At 46.4% G+C, this 15921-nt stretch carries 12 protein-coding genes; 7 read left to right on the forward strand and 5 right to left on the reverse strand.

Annotation, left to right across the window (positions count from 1 at the left end; all coding sequences use genetic code 11):
- Positions 1–115: 115 nt before the first annotated feature.
- The 4 genes from ACKPBX_RS03335 to ACKPBX_RS03350 all read left to right on the forward strand — a co-directional run bounded on the left by ACKPBX_RS03335 (position 116) and on the right by ACKPBX_RS03350 (position 4409).
- The gene (locus tag ACKPBX_RS03335) at positions 116–985 is read left to right on the forward strand and encodes a Cof-type HAD-IIB family hydrolase (RefSeq protein WP_319995981.1); all 870 of its coding nucleotides are present in this window, start codon (positions 116–118) and stop codon (positions 983–985) included.
- Positions 986–1063: 78 nt separating this feature from the next.
- Positions 1064–1216 (forward strand): YvrJ family protein, encoded by a 153-nt coding sequence (locus tag ACKPBX_RS03340; protein WP_072763691.1) that lies wholly within the window; start codon positions 1064–1066, stop codon positions 1214–1216.
- A gap of 312 nt (positions 1217–1528) precedes the next feature.
- Positions 1529–3682 (forward strand): amino acid ABC transporter substrate-binding protein/permease, encoded by a 2154-nt coding sequence (locus tag ACKPBX_RS03345; RefSeq protein WP_319995982.1) that lies wholly within the window; start codon positions 1529–1531, stop codon positions 3680–3682.
- The gene (locus ACKPBX_RS03350; RefSeq protein ID WP_319995983.1) at positions 3675–4409 is read left to right on the forward strand and encodes an amino acid ABC transporter ATP-binding protein; all 735 of its coding nucleotides are present in this window, start codon (positions 3675–3677) and stop codon (positions 4407–4409) included. Before ACKPBX_RS03345 ends, ACKPBX_RS03350 begins: the two co-directional genes overlap by 8 nt.
- A 340-nt stretch (positions 4410–4749) precedes the next feature.
- Here ACKPBX_RS03350 and ACKPBX_RS03355 read toward each other — a convergent pair whose 3' ends face one another.
- Complete coding sequence (locus ACKPBX_RS03355) at positions 4750–5934, reverse strand: 3D domain-containing protein (protein ID WP_319995984.1); 1185 nt, start codon at positions 5932–5934, stop codon at positions 4750–4752.
- Between the two features lie 300 nt (positions 5935–6234).
- Between ACKPBX_RS03355 and ACKPBX_RS03360 the strand changes: the two genes are divergently transcribed.
- Positions 6235–7773 carry a Ppx/GppA phosphatase family protein gene (locus tag ACKPBX_RS03360; RefSeq protein WP_319995985.1) on the forward strand — a complete coding sequence of 513 codons (1539 nt, stop codon included), beginning with the start codon at positions 6235–6237 and terminating at the stop codon, positions 7771–7773.
- A 51-nt stretch (positions 7774–7824) separates the two neighbouring features.
- Positions 7825–9966, forward strand: a complete 2142-nt coding sequence (locus ACKPBX_RS03365) for an RNA degradosome polyphosphate kinase (RefSeq protein ID WP_319995986.1) — start codon at positions 7825–7827, stop codon at positions 9964–9966.
- A gap of 222 nt (positions 9967–10188) precedes the next feature.
- Here ACKPBX_RS03365 and brnQ read toward each other — a convergent pair whose 3' ends face one another.
- On the reverse strand, positions 10189–11535 hold the full coding sequence (gene brnQ / locus ACKPBX_RS03370) for a branched-chain amino acid transport system II carrier protein (RefSeq protein WP_319995987.1): 1347 nt from the start codon (positions 11533–11535) through the stop codon (positions 10189–10191).
- 300 nt (positions 11536–11835) lie between these two features.
- Between brnQ and ACKPBX_RS03375 the strand changes: the two genes are divergently transcribed.
- On the forward strand, positions 11836–13470 hold the full coding sequence (locus tag ACKPBX_RS03375) for an ABC-F family ATP-binding cassette domain-containing protein (RefSeq protein ID WP_086627118.1): 1635 nt from the start codon (positions 11836–11838) through the stop codon (positions 13468–13470).
- 67 nt (positions 13471–13537) lie between these two features.
- On the opposite strand, the gene ACKPBX_RS03380 is transcribed toward ACKPBX_RS03375, so the two are convergent.
- The 3 genes from ACKPBX_RS03380 to ACKPBX_RS03390 form a co-directional block, all read right to left on the reverse strand.
- Positions 13538–14287 carry an acyl-[acyl-carrier-protein] thioesterase gene (locus tag ACKPBX_RS03380; protein WP_160117071.1) on the reverse strand — a complete coding sequence of 250 codons (750 nt, stop codon included), beginning with the start codon at positions 14285–14287 and terminating at the stop codon, positions 13538–13540.
- Positions 14288–14367: 80 nt separating this feature from the next.
- On the reverse strand, positions 14368–15126 hold the full coding sequence (locus ACKPBX_RS03385; protein ID WP_140185259.1) for an ABC transporter permease: 759 nt from the start codon (positions 15124–15126) through the stop codon (positions 14368–14370).
- A gap of 1 nt (position 15127) precedes the next feature.
- Positions 15128–15781 (reverse strand): ABC transporter ATP-binding protein, encoded by a 654-nt coding sequence (locus ACKPBX_RS03390; protein ID WP_086627112.1) that lies wholly within the window; start codon positions 15779–15781, stop codon positions 15128–15130.
- Positions 15782–15921: the final 140 nt, after the last annotated feature.

The raw sequence follows: 15921 nt of genomic DNA on the forward strand, positions 1-15921 counted from the left end.
GCGCCTTCCTGTCGCTTATTTTATACAGCCCTGAACAAATTTTCAGTGAAACTGAAAAAGCATGGTAGAATATAAGTGTGAATATACTGCAATTACCGAACAGGAGGATGAATGTATGATAGAACTGATCGTCTCTGATATGGACGGCACATTATTGAACGATAAGATGGAAGTCTCCGCATCGAACGTGAGCGCCATCAATGAAGCAAATAGATTAGGCATCAAATTTATGGTCGCTACCGGCAGAGGCTATACCGAAGCTGTGCCTGCCTTGCAGGAAGTCGGCATCGACTGTCCCATGATCACGCTGAACGGCGGGCAAGTATTTGACGAAGACGGAAAACTAGTCGAAAACCTAGGAATCGATAAAACAACCACCCGCCATATTTTGGAGGATGTGAAAAAATACGGACTCTACTGCGAACTCATGACATCCAAAGGCATATTTTCGGATGACAAAGTGCGCCGGATCGAGTCAATGACTTCCTTGCTGCATGAGACAAACCCTGATACAACCTTCAAAATGGCGCTCGTTCTGGCGGTCGCCCGTTTGGAAGTGATGCATGTAAACTACGTTGAAAATTTCAAAGAAGTTCTGGAAGACAACGCCCAGCAAGTCCTGAAGATTCTGGTCTTCAGCGATGTCGGTCAAAGCGAGCTGGAGCCGATCCGAGTAAAATTGGCTGAGGACAGCCGTGTGGTCGTGACTTCCTCCTTCAAAAATAATATCGAGATCAACCATGTGGACGCACAAAAAGGGATCGCTTTGGCTAAGTTCGCCAAAAAAAGAGGGATTCCTTTGGAGAATGTCATGGCCATCGGGGATAACTTCAATGATGTCTCCATGCTGAAAGTCGCTGGTGCCAGTTTTGCAGTCGCCAATGCGGAAGATGGGGTCAAGGAATTCGCGAAGTACCTCACTTCCAAAAATTCAGAAAACGGCGTAGCCGAAGCCATCATGCGCTGCATCAACGAAAATTTGTAATCCCGAAAACAGTACGCTGACAGTTACACTTTCCTCCCTTCCTTCGTCTTTATAGATGTAGGAAAGGAGGGAATATGAATGGATGCGAACGTGGATGTGCTGGCGTATATGGAATTGATCAGCAATACCGGATTTCCGATCGTGATTGCGATGTACCTGCTGCACCGGATGGAAAAAAAACTCGATGCACTGGTAGGCGCGATTGAAGAACTGAGTCGGGCCTTTAAATGATCACACCCTTGCCTCACAAAACCTAGAAAAAGCCCTGACATGACAGCTTTTGTGCCATCGTGTCAGGGTTTTTTGCTGCATTTTTCCGAACGTTCCTAAATAACCCGGATTGGTTGCCGTTTATTTGTTAGCGTTTTTATGAAATCCGAGGTTTATGTCACATTTTCTAACATATTTGTGTCGTTATATGATTGTGCTTTCTCAGAATTTAAAATATAATCTCGATGTGGTATTATATGAATATTCAAGCAGAGGCTTCATCGTAATCTCATGGTTATTCAGAAGGAATGCTGTTTATAAGGAGGAAAAAATATGTTAAGCAAGAAACTGCGACTAAAGTTGCCGATGCTCTTCATGGCTTTGGGCTTTTTTATTTTTGGATCAGCCCAGCACGAAGTAGTTGAGGCAACAGAAACACAAAAGTTTATCATCGCGACAGACACCACATTTGCACCATTTGAATTCCAGGATGCGAACGGCGAATTCGTCGGCATCGATATGGAACTCATCCAAGCGATTGCGGATGATCAAGGATTTGAGGTGGAGATTCGTCCTTTGGGATTCAATGCCGCGCTGCAGGCCTTGGAGACTAAGCAAGTTGACGGCGTCATCGCCGGCATGAGCATCACCGACGAACGCAAACAGACCTTCGATTTTTCAGAACCGTATTTTGAAAGTGGCGTGGTCATGGCAGTAGCCGATGACAGCGACATCTCAAGCTACGAAGATTTGGAAGGCCAGAATGTTGCAGTCAAAACAGGTACGGAAGGCGCAACATTTGCCGAATCCATCAAGGATGAATATGGCTTCACTACCACCGTTTTTGAAGATTCCGCCAATATGTATCAGGATGTCCTGTCCGGCAATTCTGTAGCGGCATTCGAAGATTACCCAGTAATGGCCTACGCCATCGAAGACCAAGGTTTGGCTCTGAAATTGGCTACAGACAAAGAATCCGGCAGTTCATACGGTTTTGCAGTCGCTAAAGACACAAATCCTGAATTGTTGGCAATGTTCAATGCAGGTTTGGCCAACCTGAAAGCGGACGGCACTTACCAAGCCATCCAAGAGAAATACCTCGGTGCTTCCGTTGATACAAGTCTGGATGTCCCAGCACAGAACGGAAAAACGTATATCATCGCAACCGACACAACTTTCGCTCCATTCGAATTCCAGGACGCTAACGGCAACTATGTGGGTATCGACATGGATTTGATCCGCGAAATCGCTAAAGACCAAGGTTTCGGAATCGAAATCCGTCCGCTAGGATTCAATGCGGCCCTTCAAGCGTTGGAAGCTAAACAAGTGGATGCTGTCATCGCCGGCATGAGCATCACCGACGAACGCAAACAGACTTTTGATTTTTCTGAACCGTATTTCGAAAGCGGTGTGGTTATGGCTGTTGCCGCCGATAGCGACATCGACAGCTATGAGGACCTGGAAGGTCTGACCGTTGCAGTCAAAACCGGTACGGAAGGCGCAACTTTTGCAGAATCCATCAAGGACGAATATGGCTTCACTTTATCGACTTTCGATGATTCAGCCAACATGTATCAAGACGTCATCGCCGGCAATTCCGTTGCGGCATTTGAAGATTACCCGGTTATGGCTTATGCCATCGAAGGTCAAGGCATCGCATTGAAACTGGCTACTGAGAAAGAAGCCGGTGGATCTTACGGAATCGCAGTCGCAAAAGACACGAACCCGGAATTGTTGAACATGATCAACACAGGATTGGCAAACTTGCAGTCCAATGGTACTTATGAAGAAATCGTCAACGACTATCTAGGTTCCGACACAGAAGAAAGCAACACTTCCTTCTTCGGACTGATCCAGGAAAACTGGAAAACTTTGTTGCAAGGTTTGGGAAGAACCATCCTGATCACTTTTGCATCCATTGTGATCGCTTTGGCATTGGGTATCTTCATCGGATTGTTCAGCGTTTCCCCTAACAAAGCATTGAACTGGATCGCAACCATCTATGTCGACATCATGCGTGGTGTGCCGTTGATCGTCTTGGCATTCTTCGTATACTTCTCGATTCCGCAATTGATGGGCATCCGGATGAGCTCGACAGTTGCAGGAATCATCACTTTGAGTTTGAATGCAGCAGCTTATCTGGCTGAAATCTTCCGCGGCGGTATCAAAGCTGTTGATGTCGGACAGATGGAAGCAGGACGCAGCTTAGGTCTGACTTATCAAACAACGATGAACAAAATCATTTTGCCGCAAGCAATCCGCATCATGATTCCTTCATTCATCAACCAATTCGTCATTACTTTGAAAGACACTTCCATTCTGTCAATCATCGGCCTTGTCGAATTGACACAAACCGGTAAAATCATCATCGCCAGAACCTATGCTTCCGGCAACATGTGGTTAATCATCGGATTGATGTACATCATCGTCATCACTATCCTTACGAAGATTTCAAAAAAACTTGAAGGGAGATTAAAGAATGGCTAACGCAAAAATAAATGTCATGAACCTGAAGAAAAGCTTCGGAAGCAATGAGGTTTTGAAAGGGATCGACCTCGAAGTAGCTGAAGGCGAAGTGGTCTGCATCATCGGCCCTTCCGGTTCAGGAAAAAGTACCCTGCTGCGCTGTCTGAACAAGTTGGAAGAAGTTACCGACGGCCATGTGCTGATCGACGGTAAAGACATCACCGAAAAAACCACGGACATCAATAAAGTCCGCGAAGAAATCGGCATGGTTTTCCAACACTTCAATCTTTTCCCGCACCTTTCGGTAATGGACAATATCACATTGGCTCCTGTTGAACTGAAACGGGAAAACAAAGAAGCCGCAAAAGTTAAAGCAGTTGAATTGTTGGAAACAGTCGGCCTGTCCGAAAAAGCCGATGCTTTTCCAAGTTCTCTTTCCGGTGGCCAAAAGCAACGTGTCGCTATCGCGCGCGCGTTGGCAATGAACCCTGAGATCATGCTTTTCGATGAACCGACATCCGCGCTTGACCCTGAAATGGTCGGCGACGTTCTTGAAGTCATGAAGAAATTGGCTAAACAAGGGATGACCATGGTTGTGGTTACGCATGAAATGGGCTTCGCCAGAGAAGTCGGCCATCGCGTCATCTTCATGGATGGCGGATACATCGTCGAGGAAGGCACGCCTGCTGAAGTATTCGGCAATCCCCAAAACCCACGTACACAAGATTTCCTGAACAAAGTTTTGTAATAGCATCACGCAACAAAGGTTGCCCCTATTTTTTGGGGGCAACCTTTGTTTTTTTATGGAATGTGGAGAGTAAAAATTACTTAACCAGAGGAGTGTGCGTGAAACTTGTAAACAGACCGCAGCTCCGGGGAGACTTGGCTTGGACGGAGCTGAAAAGACGACCATGATGCTACCTCCGATGAAGGGGGGCTCCCCGGAGGAGCAACTGATTCCAAACTCCTCACCTCCGGCCAATCTTCCCTTCATCGGAGGTGGGGAGTTGGGAGTAGGAAACTCGCTAACCGATCAAAAAGAATCGGGCTTTCTCAAAAAAAATTGAGTTAGCCCGATTCTTTATTTTTTATTGTAATATCGTGATCGTCAAAGTCTGTCTGCCGAAAGCAAGTGCGGCATTCAGGTTTTCCATGTGCAAATCTATTTTGTTCCCTACGATTGCTCCACCGGTATCTCCTGCAATCGCGATGCCGTAGCCCGGTACGTTGACCAGACTTCCCAACGGAATCACGGAAGGATCTACCGCAATGACCATCGGATTGACCGACAAGTCGATGCCAGTAGCGGTAAAGTTGGATAACCCCGCTTCGTGGCGCGAATAGGCTGTTGCCGATACGACCAATGTTTTGCCCTGCGCAGCTGGTGTTTCTGTCACAGTCGGAGCCGTAACAGTCACGACAGGCGCCGTTACAACAGCGGCAACGGAACTGTCTGTGATTTGGCTGACCGGTGCTTGAACGGACGATGAAGCTGCAGACGATGCAGATTCGGCAACCGCAACTGCGCTGCTCGATTCCGCAAGTTGCTGCTCTTCCGCCGCTTTGGCTGCAACTGCAACCGCCTCTGCATCAGCTTTTGCTTGCGCTTCTTCGGCAGCCAAACGGGCAGCTTCATCCGCATACTCCGTTTTCACTTGGGACAAAACAGTTTGGTTGTCGGATAGGATGCCTTTCAAAGAAGTCAATTCTTCCGCCAACGCAGTCGATTCGGATTTTAGGCGGCTCTCTGCAGCCTTGACTGTTTGGATTTCATCAGCTAACTGTTCTTCCAATGCCACCAGTTTCTCTTCTTCGGAAATGGCAGTTTTGATCTGTTCATTATCAGCAGACTGCAATTCGCTGATTACATACGCTTTGTTGATGAAATCGGCAAAATTTTCGGAATCCAGTAACATCAATACTTGGTTCTTCGTTGCATCAGAAATCTGCAAAGCAACGAGCCGTGTTTTAAGCTGTTCTTTCCGTGAAGCAATCAATGCTTTTTGCGCTTCGATGGCTGCTTGTGTTTCGATTTGGCTTTCTTCAGTCGCATCAATCTGTGCTTTTAGATCATCGATCCCCATCTGCTTCAGGTTGATTGACTCTAGTGTTTCACCGATCGTCACTTCCACAGAAGCGATTTGAGCTTCCGTCTTTTGTTCTTCTTGGGTTAAGGTATCTAAGGTGGAACCTTGAACTTGTGTAATGGAAAGGGTCAGACTTGCTGCCAAGCCGGCCAACATCAGTTTCCCTATACGCTTTTTATGATTCAAAATCTCACGCCTCTCTTTTCTCGTTGGAAAATGCTCCTTTATTATATCGAATTTCTCTTTACGGAGGGTTGCATTCCTTTTACCGTTTCATATCAAATGATTCACTCAATGCTTGTTTTGCCTTTTAATGAGCAGTTTTGTAACCTGACCGTAACATAAGATTCCCCGCTGTAACAAAAAGTCCACTGTACTTGCCTAAATCGGCATATGAAAAAGATAATTTTATGACAAACCTGCCGAATTCCAGTAGAATGGAAAGTGAGGAATCTTGGAAGATCCGGGATTCAGAAGGAGACGTTCATGTTATTAGAGAGAATAGGTTTAATCGATATCGGATCCAATACCATCCGGTTGGTCATCTTTGAAATCGATGAACACTTTACGATGTTCCAAGTCCAAAATATCAAGACCCCCGCACGCCTGTTTCAGTATTTGGACAAAAAGAAAAAGATGTCCCAAGCAGGGATCGATGTCCTCATCAAAGTCCTGAAAAGTTTCAAATCGGTCGCTGATCAGTATCAAGTCAGCACCCTGATGCCGGTAGCAACAGCCGCTATCCGCCAATCCACCAACCGCGACGACATCATCGCGCAAGTACGCAAGAAGACCGGAATCGAAATGCTGTTGTTGCCGGAAGAAAAAGAAGCCTATTATGGGAATTATGCCGTTCTGCATACGACCCAATTCCCTAGCGGTATCACGATCGACATCGGCGGCGGCAGCACAGAAGTCACTTACTATGAGAATAAGGAGCTGCAGCAGTATCATAGTTTCCCTTTTGGGGTCGTAACCCTGAAGCAGATGTTCTTCGACGGCAAGGCTCACAATGACCCGAAAGCGATTAAGAAGATGCAGGAATTTGTGAAGGAACAGTTCAAATCAATCAAATGGCTCAGCAAGAAACAAGTGCCGATCGTAGCTATGGGCGGCTCTGCCCGCAGCATCGCGAATGTCCACCAACGCCAAGTCAATTATCGATTAGCAGGCGTGCACGGTTACCGCATGTACCGAAATGACCTCCAAAAGACAGTGGATTTGTTCCAGTCATTGAGCATTGCGCAGCTGCAGAATCTGGATGGGCTGAGCCGGGACCGCACCGATCTGATCATACCCGCGAACGTGGTATTCAATACCCTCTTCGATGAAGTGAAGGCCCCAGTATTCCTGTTCAGCAATAAAGGCTTACGCGAAGGCATCGTGATGGAATTCCTCAACAACAAGTACGAAAATAAAGCCTTCAGCGTTTTCAACATAGCGGCTCAAACGGTGAGCAGACTGGCCGCCAGCTACCACACCTTAGCGCATGTCGCACAACAAAGAGTGAAATTGGTCGATATGCTGTATGAGGAATTGTGCCGACTGGGTATTTTTGACAAGAATCCGGAGATGGAAAAACTATTGCATTTCGGAAGCTATCTTTATTACCTCGGGCAATTCGTCGAGACGGGCGCCAGTTCGCAGCACACTTTCTACATCATTTCCAACAGCGACTTGGATGGTATCAGCCACAAGGAACGGGTAAGTATCGCTTTATTGGCCAGCTTCAAAAACCGGTCGCTCGTCAACCAATACCTGCTGGGCTTTACGGATTGGTTCACAGTGACCCAGATCGATCAGCTGCAATCATTCGGCGGCATCATCAAGTTCGCTGATGCCATCAACGATTCCCATATGGCAGTCATCCGGGACATCAAGATCAACAAAACAAAAAACGGACACGATCTGGTGCTTTATTATAAGGGCGACATTCTTGCGGAGGAATATCGCGCCGAGCGCCAACGCAAACATATCGAACGTCTCTTAAGCGGCAAACTTAACATTATATTTACAGAAAATTAACAAGAATATGCTATAAATAAAACTTAGAAAATATATGAACGGATGTGCCCAATGATGGAATCAGATAGCAAACCCAATCTTGCTAATGCGGATTATTATTTCAATCGGGAGCTGAGTTGGCTGGAATTCAACAAACGTGTCATTGAGGAAGCAAAAGATCCTCAGAACCCTTTGCTTGAACAGCTGAACTTTTTATCCATAGCAAGTTCCAATCTTGATGAATTCTACATGGTTCGAGTTGCCGGATTACAGGATCAGTTCAAACTTGGCTATCATTTGACCGACACCAAAACCGATATGAGACCTCTTGAACAGTTGTCTGCTATCTCCGATAAGAATAACGATAACATCGCCTTACAATACGAGTACTATTATGAACTTTTGAATAAATTGGCTGAGAAGAATGTCCGCATCAAAAAAATCAGCGATCTTTCCAAAAGTGAATTTGCTATCGTAGAAGAAACTTTCCACGAGCAAATTTTTCCCGCTTTGACGCCGCTAGGGATCGATGCATACCGCCCCTTCCCTAACTTGAACAACAAACTGATCCATATTTTCATCAACTTGGAGAAGGAGGACACGACCCGGGTTGCGATTGTGCCTGTTCCCGCACTGCTGCAACGGTTCATCTTGTTGGATGAGGACAAAAACGATATCGGCATCGTCCTGTTGGAAGATGTTGTGCGCCATTTCATCCATACCTTATTCAAAGGTTTCACTGTCACGAACAGTTTCAGCTGCCGGATCACACGTAATGCCGATTTGGAATTGCATGAGGATGGTGCGGATGATCTGCTTTTGGTCATCCAGGATTACCTGAAGAAGCGCAAAAACGGAATGGCAGTCCGCCTTGAAGTCGACACACGCGATACAATCGATTCACTACAGGGAGATGTGCGCTTTCTGCAGACAGAACTGGATCTTGACGATCGCGATGTCTACCTGATTGATGGCCCATTGGATCTTACTTTCCTCAGCAAATTGACGCGTCATCTGGCGATTGCTTCGCCGGATGACGTTTACCCTGACTTCTCACCGGTCACACCGAGTGATTTATCAGGAAAAGACATCTTTGATGTGGTCGAAAAGCAGGACGTCTTCTTGCACCATCCCTATGATTCGTTTGATCCGGTCGTCGATTTCATCAAGAGCGCCGCTGAAGATGAGGATACGATCGCCATCAAGCAGACCCTTTACCGTGTCAGCAAAGATTCACCGATCATCGAAGGGTTGAAGACGGCAGCCGAATCCGGCAAACAGGTCACCGTGCTTGTCGAACTGAAAGCCCGTTTCGACGAAGAGAACAATGTGCAATGGGCCAAGGAATTGGAAGAAGCCGGTGCACATGTCCTTTACGGGATGACCCACTTGAAGACTCACAGCAAGATCACGATGGTCGTAAAGAAACATCATGACCGGATCGTCCGCTATGTCCATCTGGCTACCGGCAATTATAACGATAAGACAGCCAGACTTTATACCGATATGGCCATCTTCACCGCCAATAAGGAAATCGGCGAGGATGCCACTAACTTCTTCAACTACTTGAGCGGCTATTCCGATCAACCGGAGTACAATCACCTGCACGTGTCCCCATTCGAAATCCGTGATTCCTTTATCGAGTACATCGATGACGAAATCTCCTCGCATGAACAATTCGGGAATGGGCATATCATTGCGAAAATGAATTCCTTGACCGATAAACGCGTCATCATGAAACTGTACGAAGCCAGCCAAGCCGGCGTCCGGGTCGATTTGATCATCCGCGGCATCTGCTGCCTGAAACCCCAAGTGCCGGGCGTCAGCGAGAACATCCATGTCCGCAGCATCGTCGGCCGCTTCCTGGAGCATAGCCGGATCTACTATTTCCATCATAATGGGGATGAAAATCTTTTTCTTTCTTCCGCTGACATGATGACCCGCAATATGATCAAACGCGTCGAAATAGAGTTTCCGATCCTGGACAAAGCCATCAAGAAGGAAATCCTGTCTTTGATGGATGTCTACCTCGCCGACAACACGAAAGCGCGCGAACTGCACCCTGACGGGACCTATCGACACGTCCGTAACGATAAACCAGCGGTGGATGCGCAAAAATATTTCATGGAACTGGCGAATAAAGAAAAAGAAATCCCAATACTCTCTGAAAAAGATTCCTGGTTAAAAAAAATCCAACGAAGATTCAAAAAATAAGAAAAGCGGAACGGGTTCGTTCAGCCCTGAATGAAATTTAGGAAATTGGACCAACTGAGCATCGTAGAGCGCAATAGGCCCAATTTATCTAATTTCCGAAGGGCTAACCCGTGAAGCTAGCCAACGATTTGGAACGCATGAAACATTTCATAAATTCCTATATAACGGCAGAAAGAAGAAGGTCAAGAGCTGCGCGCTCCTGACCTTCTTTTTTTGCCGCTATTAGGCTAATTTATTGTTTTTCGAAACTGCCAAACCGATCGCAAAACCGATCACGGATGGGATCAGCCACCCCATTCCGATATCTGATAAAGGAATCGCTGAATCGGTCCAGGCGATGACACCATTCATGCCGACAGCGTCCTTGATTCCCTGCGGCAAAGCCTTCAGGAAATCAATGGTTGCGAAAGGCAAGGTGAACAGGGTCGTCATCTGGTAGACGATCGTCCGGTCATTGAACAGGCTGCTCGTGATCGACAGCAAAATTAAAGTGATTGCGAGTGGATAAAGGAACATCAACACCGGAATCGAGAAGGCGATGATCTGGCTCAAGCCCAGATTCGCCAAACCGAAGGAAATGGCTGTAAAAAGATAGACGTATTTTTTGTAGTCCAATGAGTTTGGAAACATAAGCACGAACGTTTCACTGATGGCTGTGACCAGCCCGATTGCCGTTTTTAGACAGGCAACGGTGATGATGACAGCAAACAGAACAGCGCCGAAGATGCCGAAGTACTCGTTTGAGATCTGCGCCAAAGCGATACCGCCGTTGTCGCTGATTTCAAAAACACCACGGCTGGTTGCGCCCAAGTAAACCAGCGAACCGTAAATGACAGCCATCAACAACATGCTGATCGTTCCGGATTTTATCGTGTCCTTCGCAATCGTTGCTGGCTTTGTGACGCCCAGGCCTTGGATCGTCGTTACGACGATGATGCCGAAAGCCAAGGAAGCCAACGCATCCATCGTGTTGTACCCTTCCAAAAAGCCTTTGAAGAATGCGCCTGTCTGATAGCTCGCATCCACCGGTATTTCATTCGCTGTACCCATCGGCGCAAAAAAGCCGAAGAGGATCAGAATCGAAAGAAAAACCAGAAAAATCGGGTTCAGTACCTTGCCGACCCATTTCAATATTTCGGATGGCTTCAGGGAAAACCACAGCACAGCTGCAAAGAAAAGCAACGAGAACAGGAACAGCGCCATTTTTGTCATTGAAGGATCCAAATAAGGAGCAAAAGCTGCCTCGAACGAGACCGTCGCGGTACGCGGTGTCGCAAAGAAGGGTCCGATTGTCAGATAGAGTGCCGCGGTGAAGAACACGCCGTACTTCGGATGGATTTTGCTCGCCATTTCCAGCAGGCTTTCTTTACCGGACAGCCCCATCGCCACGATACCCAAAAACGGCAGCCCCACTGCCGTCACGATAAATCCCAATATCGCCGGAATCAAGTTTTGGCCAGCCAATTGTCCCATATGGACCGGGAAAATCAGGTTGCCGGCACCGAAAAATAAGCCGAAGAGCATGGAGCCTATGTATATATATTCTTTATTCGATAATTTCTTATCCATTAAGTCTCAGCCAACTTTCTGTTTCGATTTTGTCCATTCTATCACGGCATTCCTCCTGTTACTATAATTGGGAGCGCTAACCCAAAAAAACTTACCATTTTCTCATTTAAAAAAAATGTCCATGAGTATTGGTTGCCATCCGTAAAATAACAGCAATATTGCAACAAACCAGTACGAACGATTGCCACAAAAGAAACAATCTCACTCGTTTTTTGTAAACACTCTGTTAAAATCCTTTTATTTTTTCAGGAATATGCTAGAATTAATTGACTATAAACAAGAATTGAGGAATGTAAAAAAATGATTACCGTATCAAATGTCAGCCTACAATTTTCCGATCGCAAGTTGTTTGACAATGTCAACCTAAAGTTCACCCCTGGTAACTGCTATGGCGTCATCGGTGCCAACGGAGCTGGAAAATCTACTTTCTTGAAGATTTTATCAGGCGTCATCCAGCCCACAACCGGCGACATCATTTTAGATCCAAATGAACGTTTAGCTGTACTGAACCAGAATCACTATGGTTTCGAAGACCATCAAGTATTGGACACTGTCATCATGGGTCACAAACGTCTTTATGCCATCATGGATGAAAAAAATGCCATTTATGCAAAAACTGATTTCACAGAAGAAGACGGCATCAGAGCCGGCGAACTTGAAGGCGAATTTGCTGAATTGGATGGATGGGAAGCCGAATCCGATGCTGCAAGTCTCTTGCAAGGTTTAGGAATCGGTGAAGACTTGCACTACAAGCAGATGAGTGACTTGCTGGAGCCGCAAAAAGTAAAAGTTTTGCTGGCGCAAGCATTATTCGGCAAACCTGACGTATTGCTATTGGACGAGCCTACAAACGGTTTGGACAAAGAATCCATCGAATGGTTATCCGAGTTCCTGATCAACTTCCCGAACACCGTTATCGTTGTTTCCCATGACCGTCACTTCCTGAACACGGTTTGTACGCACATGTGTGACGTCGACTTCGGAAAGATCAAACTTTATGTCGGAAACTATGACTTCTGGATGCAATCCAGTCAATTGGCCGCTAAATTGGCTGCTGATTCCAATTCGAAAAAAGAAGAGCAGATCAAGGAATTGCAGGACTTCATCGCGCGATTCAGTGCAAATGCATCGAAATCCAAACAAGCGACTTCACGTAAAAAGACCTTGGACAAAATCACATTGGATGATATTCAACCATCCTCCCGTAAATATCCTTTCGTCGGCTTCACTCCGGAACGCGAAATCGGTAATGACTTATTGATTGTTTCGAACCTTTCCAAAACAATCGATGGCGTCAAAATTTTGGACAACATCAGCTTTGCGTTGAACAAAAACGATAAAGTCGCTTTCGCCAGCCGCAAAGATATCGCTACTTCCACCCTCTTCAAAATTTTGATGGGTGAAATGGAAGCTGACGGTGGTACCTTCAAATGGGGCGTTACAACTTCACAAAGCTACTTGCCGAAGGACCACACGAATGAATTCCCGGTTGCCGACATCACCATTTTGGAATGGTTGCGCCAATTCGCAGGCAAAGAAGAGGACGACAATACCTTCTTGCGCAGCTTTTTGGGCCGCATGCTGTTCTCAGGTGAAGACGTCATGAAGAAAGTTTCTGTCCTATCCGGGGGAGAGAAAGTACGTATCATCCTTTCGAAAATGATGCTTTCCAAAGCAAACGTCTTGGTATTGGATGATCCGACGAACCACTTGGATCTTGAATCCATCACTGCATTAAATGACGGCATGATCGCCTTCAAAGGCGCGTTATTATTCACTTCACACGATTACGAGTTCATCAACACTACTGCGAACCGTATCATCGAAGTGACTCCAAACGGCGTTGTGGACAGAATGGAAACAACTTACGAAGACTTCTTGGCAGATAAAGACGTTCAAGCAAGAATCAACGCACTTTATAAAGAACAAGCATAAAAAAACACTTGTAAAGCCTGCAAAAAAAGAAGGACAAGCCGAGCATTCGGTTTGTCCTTCTTTCTTTTTATACTTTTTTCCAGATCATATGGGCTTCGCAGGCCAAGTCTTCGCCGTTCATGATGCGATGCGCGGTGATGATTTCGCCGTTCTCCACTTCTTTCGTCGACATGACGCTGGTGATGCTGTTGCCGTATTCGACTTCTTTCTCGTACTTGATGGTAACGGCAGTCATCTGGTGATCCATGATGAATTTCGGGTCGATCGTGTTGATGATCCAGTCGAAATATTTGGCGTTGTTGACATGGCGATTGTAGTCGATATCCAAGTATCTGACGCGAAAATCCTGTTCCTTGCGGTTTTCCGGCTCCAGTTGAATCGGCTTCTGCATGCGCACCATCGTCCGGATTTCATCAGCCTGATAGACGGTCAGCAGGTCTTTTTGGATCTGGACCATTTTACGGGTCTCGATGTCCATCATGACGAAGTTCGTCATCACTTCCGCACACAGTCGTTCACTTTCATCATAAGCCCGGAAGCGGCGATAGGTGAAGAAACGGTTATAGCTCATCGCTTCCGTTTCCAGGATGATTTCTTCGCCTCGGTGCGGCATGCGTTCAATTTGCATATCGTACTGCACGATGATCCAACTGAGTCCTCTTTCGGACATCTGATCATTCGTGTTCCCGAGTGAATCGCTTTGTTGGCCCGACAAGTCCATCATCAGGTTGACGAGCGATGGCAAAGTGATCTCACCGGTTATGTCACATTCATAGCCTTTGATGCGATGGGTGCTGCGATAGATTAATCCGCTCAACGTTTTCCCTCCAAAATCAATATTATAATAGAAAGGATACCATACTTTTCAGGGTGAACCAACCAAAAGGATGCACAATTTCAGACGCGCAATTGCTGTCTGTCATTGTAGAATTCACGGTATGCCAAGAAAGATGCGATATAGGAGGAGATGCTTGTCGCCGCCACCAGCATGAAAGTCACCATGATCTGATACATGATGGCCGTCATCGGTACCGTACCGGCAAACATCAGACCCGACATCATGCCCGGCAAGGAGACGATACCCACCGTTTTGGCGGAATCCAAGGATGGCTGCATGCCTGATTTGATTGTTTCCCTCAAGATGGTGCGCGAAGCTTGATTCGGAGTCGCTCCCAGTGAAAGTTTTTCCAGAATCTGCTGGCGCTGATCGCGGAACAAGGAATTCAGGTTGCGGTAGCACAAGCCGATGGTCGTCATCGCATTCCCGGCTATCATGCCTGTGATCGGAACGATCTGTGAAGGAATAAATTTGACGGACCCCGACAGGACCAAGATTGATAACGTCAAAATCGCTGAAGAAGAGATGGCGATGAGCGAAATCTTCAAGGAATTCGGGATACTGCTGCTTCGTTTGTGGGCATTCCATGACGCATTGAAGACGATGACTGCAACCATCACCAAAGTGACGATCGTGTTGTTCACATTGAACAGATACGTCAACACGTACCCGACCGCAATCAGCTGAACAACGGCTCTGGCAATGCTGTACAAAATGTCTTTGGCAGTGCCTAATTTTTCTTTGTAGGAGATGTAGACTCCCACCATCACCAACGAAAAGCTCAACATGAGCGTGATTGGACTGACTTGTAGATCCATCTTAGTTCCCCTCCCCTTTTACGATTTTCCCTGCAACGATATGGATGTTCTTATCAGCCAAGCTGGATTCTTCCTCATTATGGCTGACCATGATGATCGTCATATCGGCATGCTCCCGCATTTCCTGGAGCCATTTCCAGATGATTTGGCGATTCGCTTCATCCAAGGCGCTCGTCACTTCATCGAGCAGGAGGATTTTCGGTTGAAACAGGACGTTGCGGATCAAAGCGACACGCTGTTTTTCCCCGCCTGACAAGGTATTGATTTCTTTATCCAAGTATTCCTTCGGCAGCCCCAGCGACTCCAGATACGAAATAGCTTTTTTTTCATCAAATTCCTTTTTGCGGATTTCGTAAGGAAAAGCCAAATTATCGCGGACGGTTTTTCCGAACAAAACAGGTGTCTGGAACGTATAGGAAACCTCCTTGCGGTATTCGGTAGGTTCATACGCATCCAACGATTTGCCTTGGTAGCGTATTTCCCCTTCGGTACGAGAAAGGATGGTCGCGATGATCTTCAACAGGGTGCTCTTGCCGCTTCCGGACGGGCCGGTTATCGAGAGAAACTCACCCTCCTCAAGTGAATAGGTGATGTCGTCCAGAATGACTTTGCCATCCGACACAAAACTCAGATGTTCCATTTCCAATAATGCCATTTTTCAAATTACTCCTTTGTCATTCAAATTGCAGCCGAAACTGTTGCGAACCCAAAAATCGCCGTACAGGTCGGCTATGCTTCATTTCTCTATTCTATCACTACTCCCTTCATTTTTGTTAATGATAATTATTATAAATT

This window comes from Trichococcus shcherbakoviae (genome assembly GCF_963666195.1).
GTDB classification, from domain to species: Bacteria; Bacillota; Bacilli; order Lactobacillales; family Aerococcaceae; genus Trichococcus; species Trichococcus shcherbakoviae.

Excerpts from the sequence above, each read along its gene's own strand:
- ACKPBX_RS03350 (WP_319995983.1), top strand. The coding sequence starts at position 3,675 with ATGGCTAACGCAAAAATAAATGTCATGAACCTGAAGAAAAGCTTCGGA.
- ACKPBX_RS03335 (WP_319995981.1), top strand. The coding sequence starts at position 116 with ATGATAGAACTGATCGTCTCTGATATGGACGGCACATTATTGAACGAT.
- ACKPBX_RS03360 (WP_319995985.1), top strand. The coding sequence starts at position 6,235 with ATGTTATTAGAGAGAATAGGTTTAATCGATATCGGATCCAATACCATC.
- ACKPBX_RS03390 (WP_086627112.1), bottom strand. The coding sequence starts at position 15,781 with ATGGCATTATTGGAAATGGAACATCTGAGTTTTGTGTCGGATGGCAAA.
- ACKPBX_RS03375 (WP_086627118.1), top strand. The coding sequence starts at position 11,836 with ATGATTACCGTATCAAATGTCAGCCTACAATTTTCCGATCGCAAGTTG.
- ACKPBX_RS03385 (WP_140185259.1), bottom strand. The coding sequence starts at position 15,126 with ATGGATCTACAAGTCAGTCCAATCACGCTCATGTTGAGCTTTTCGTTG.
- ACKPBX_RS03365 (WP_319995986.1), top strand. The coding sequence starts at position 7,825 with ATGATGGAATCAGATAGCAAACCCAATCTTGCTAATGCGGATTATTAT.
- ACKPBX_RS03345 (WP_319995982.1), top strand. The coding sequence starts at position 1,529 with ATGTTAAGCAAGAAACTGCGACTAAAGTTGCCGATGCTCTTCATGGCT.
- ACKPBX_RS03340 (WP_072763691.1), top strand. The coding sequence starts at position 1,064 with ATGGATGCGAACGTGGATGTGCTGGCGTATATGGAATTGATCAGCAAT.
- brnQ (WP_319995987.1), bottom strand. The coding sequence starts at position 11,535 with ATGGATAAGAAATTATCGAATAAAGAATATATATACATAGGCTCCATG.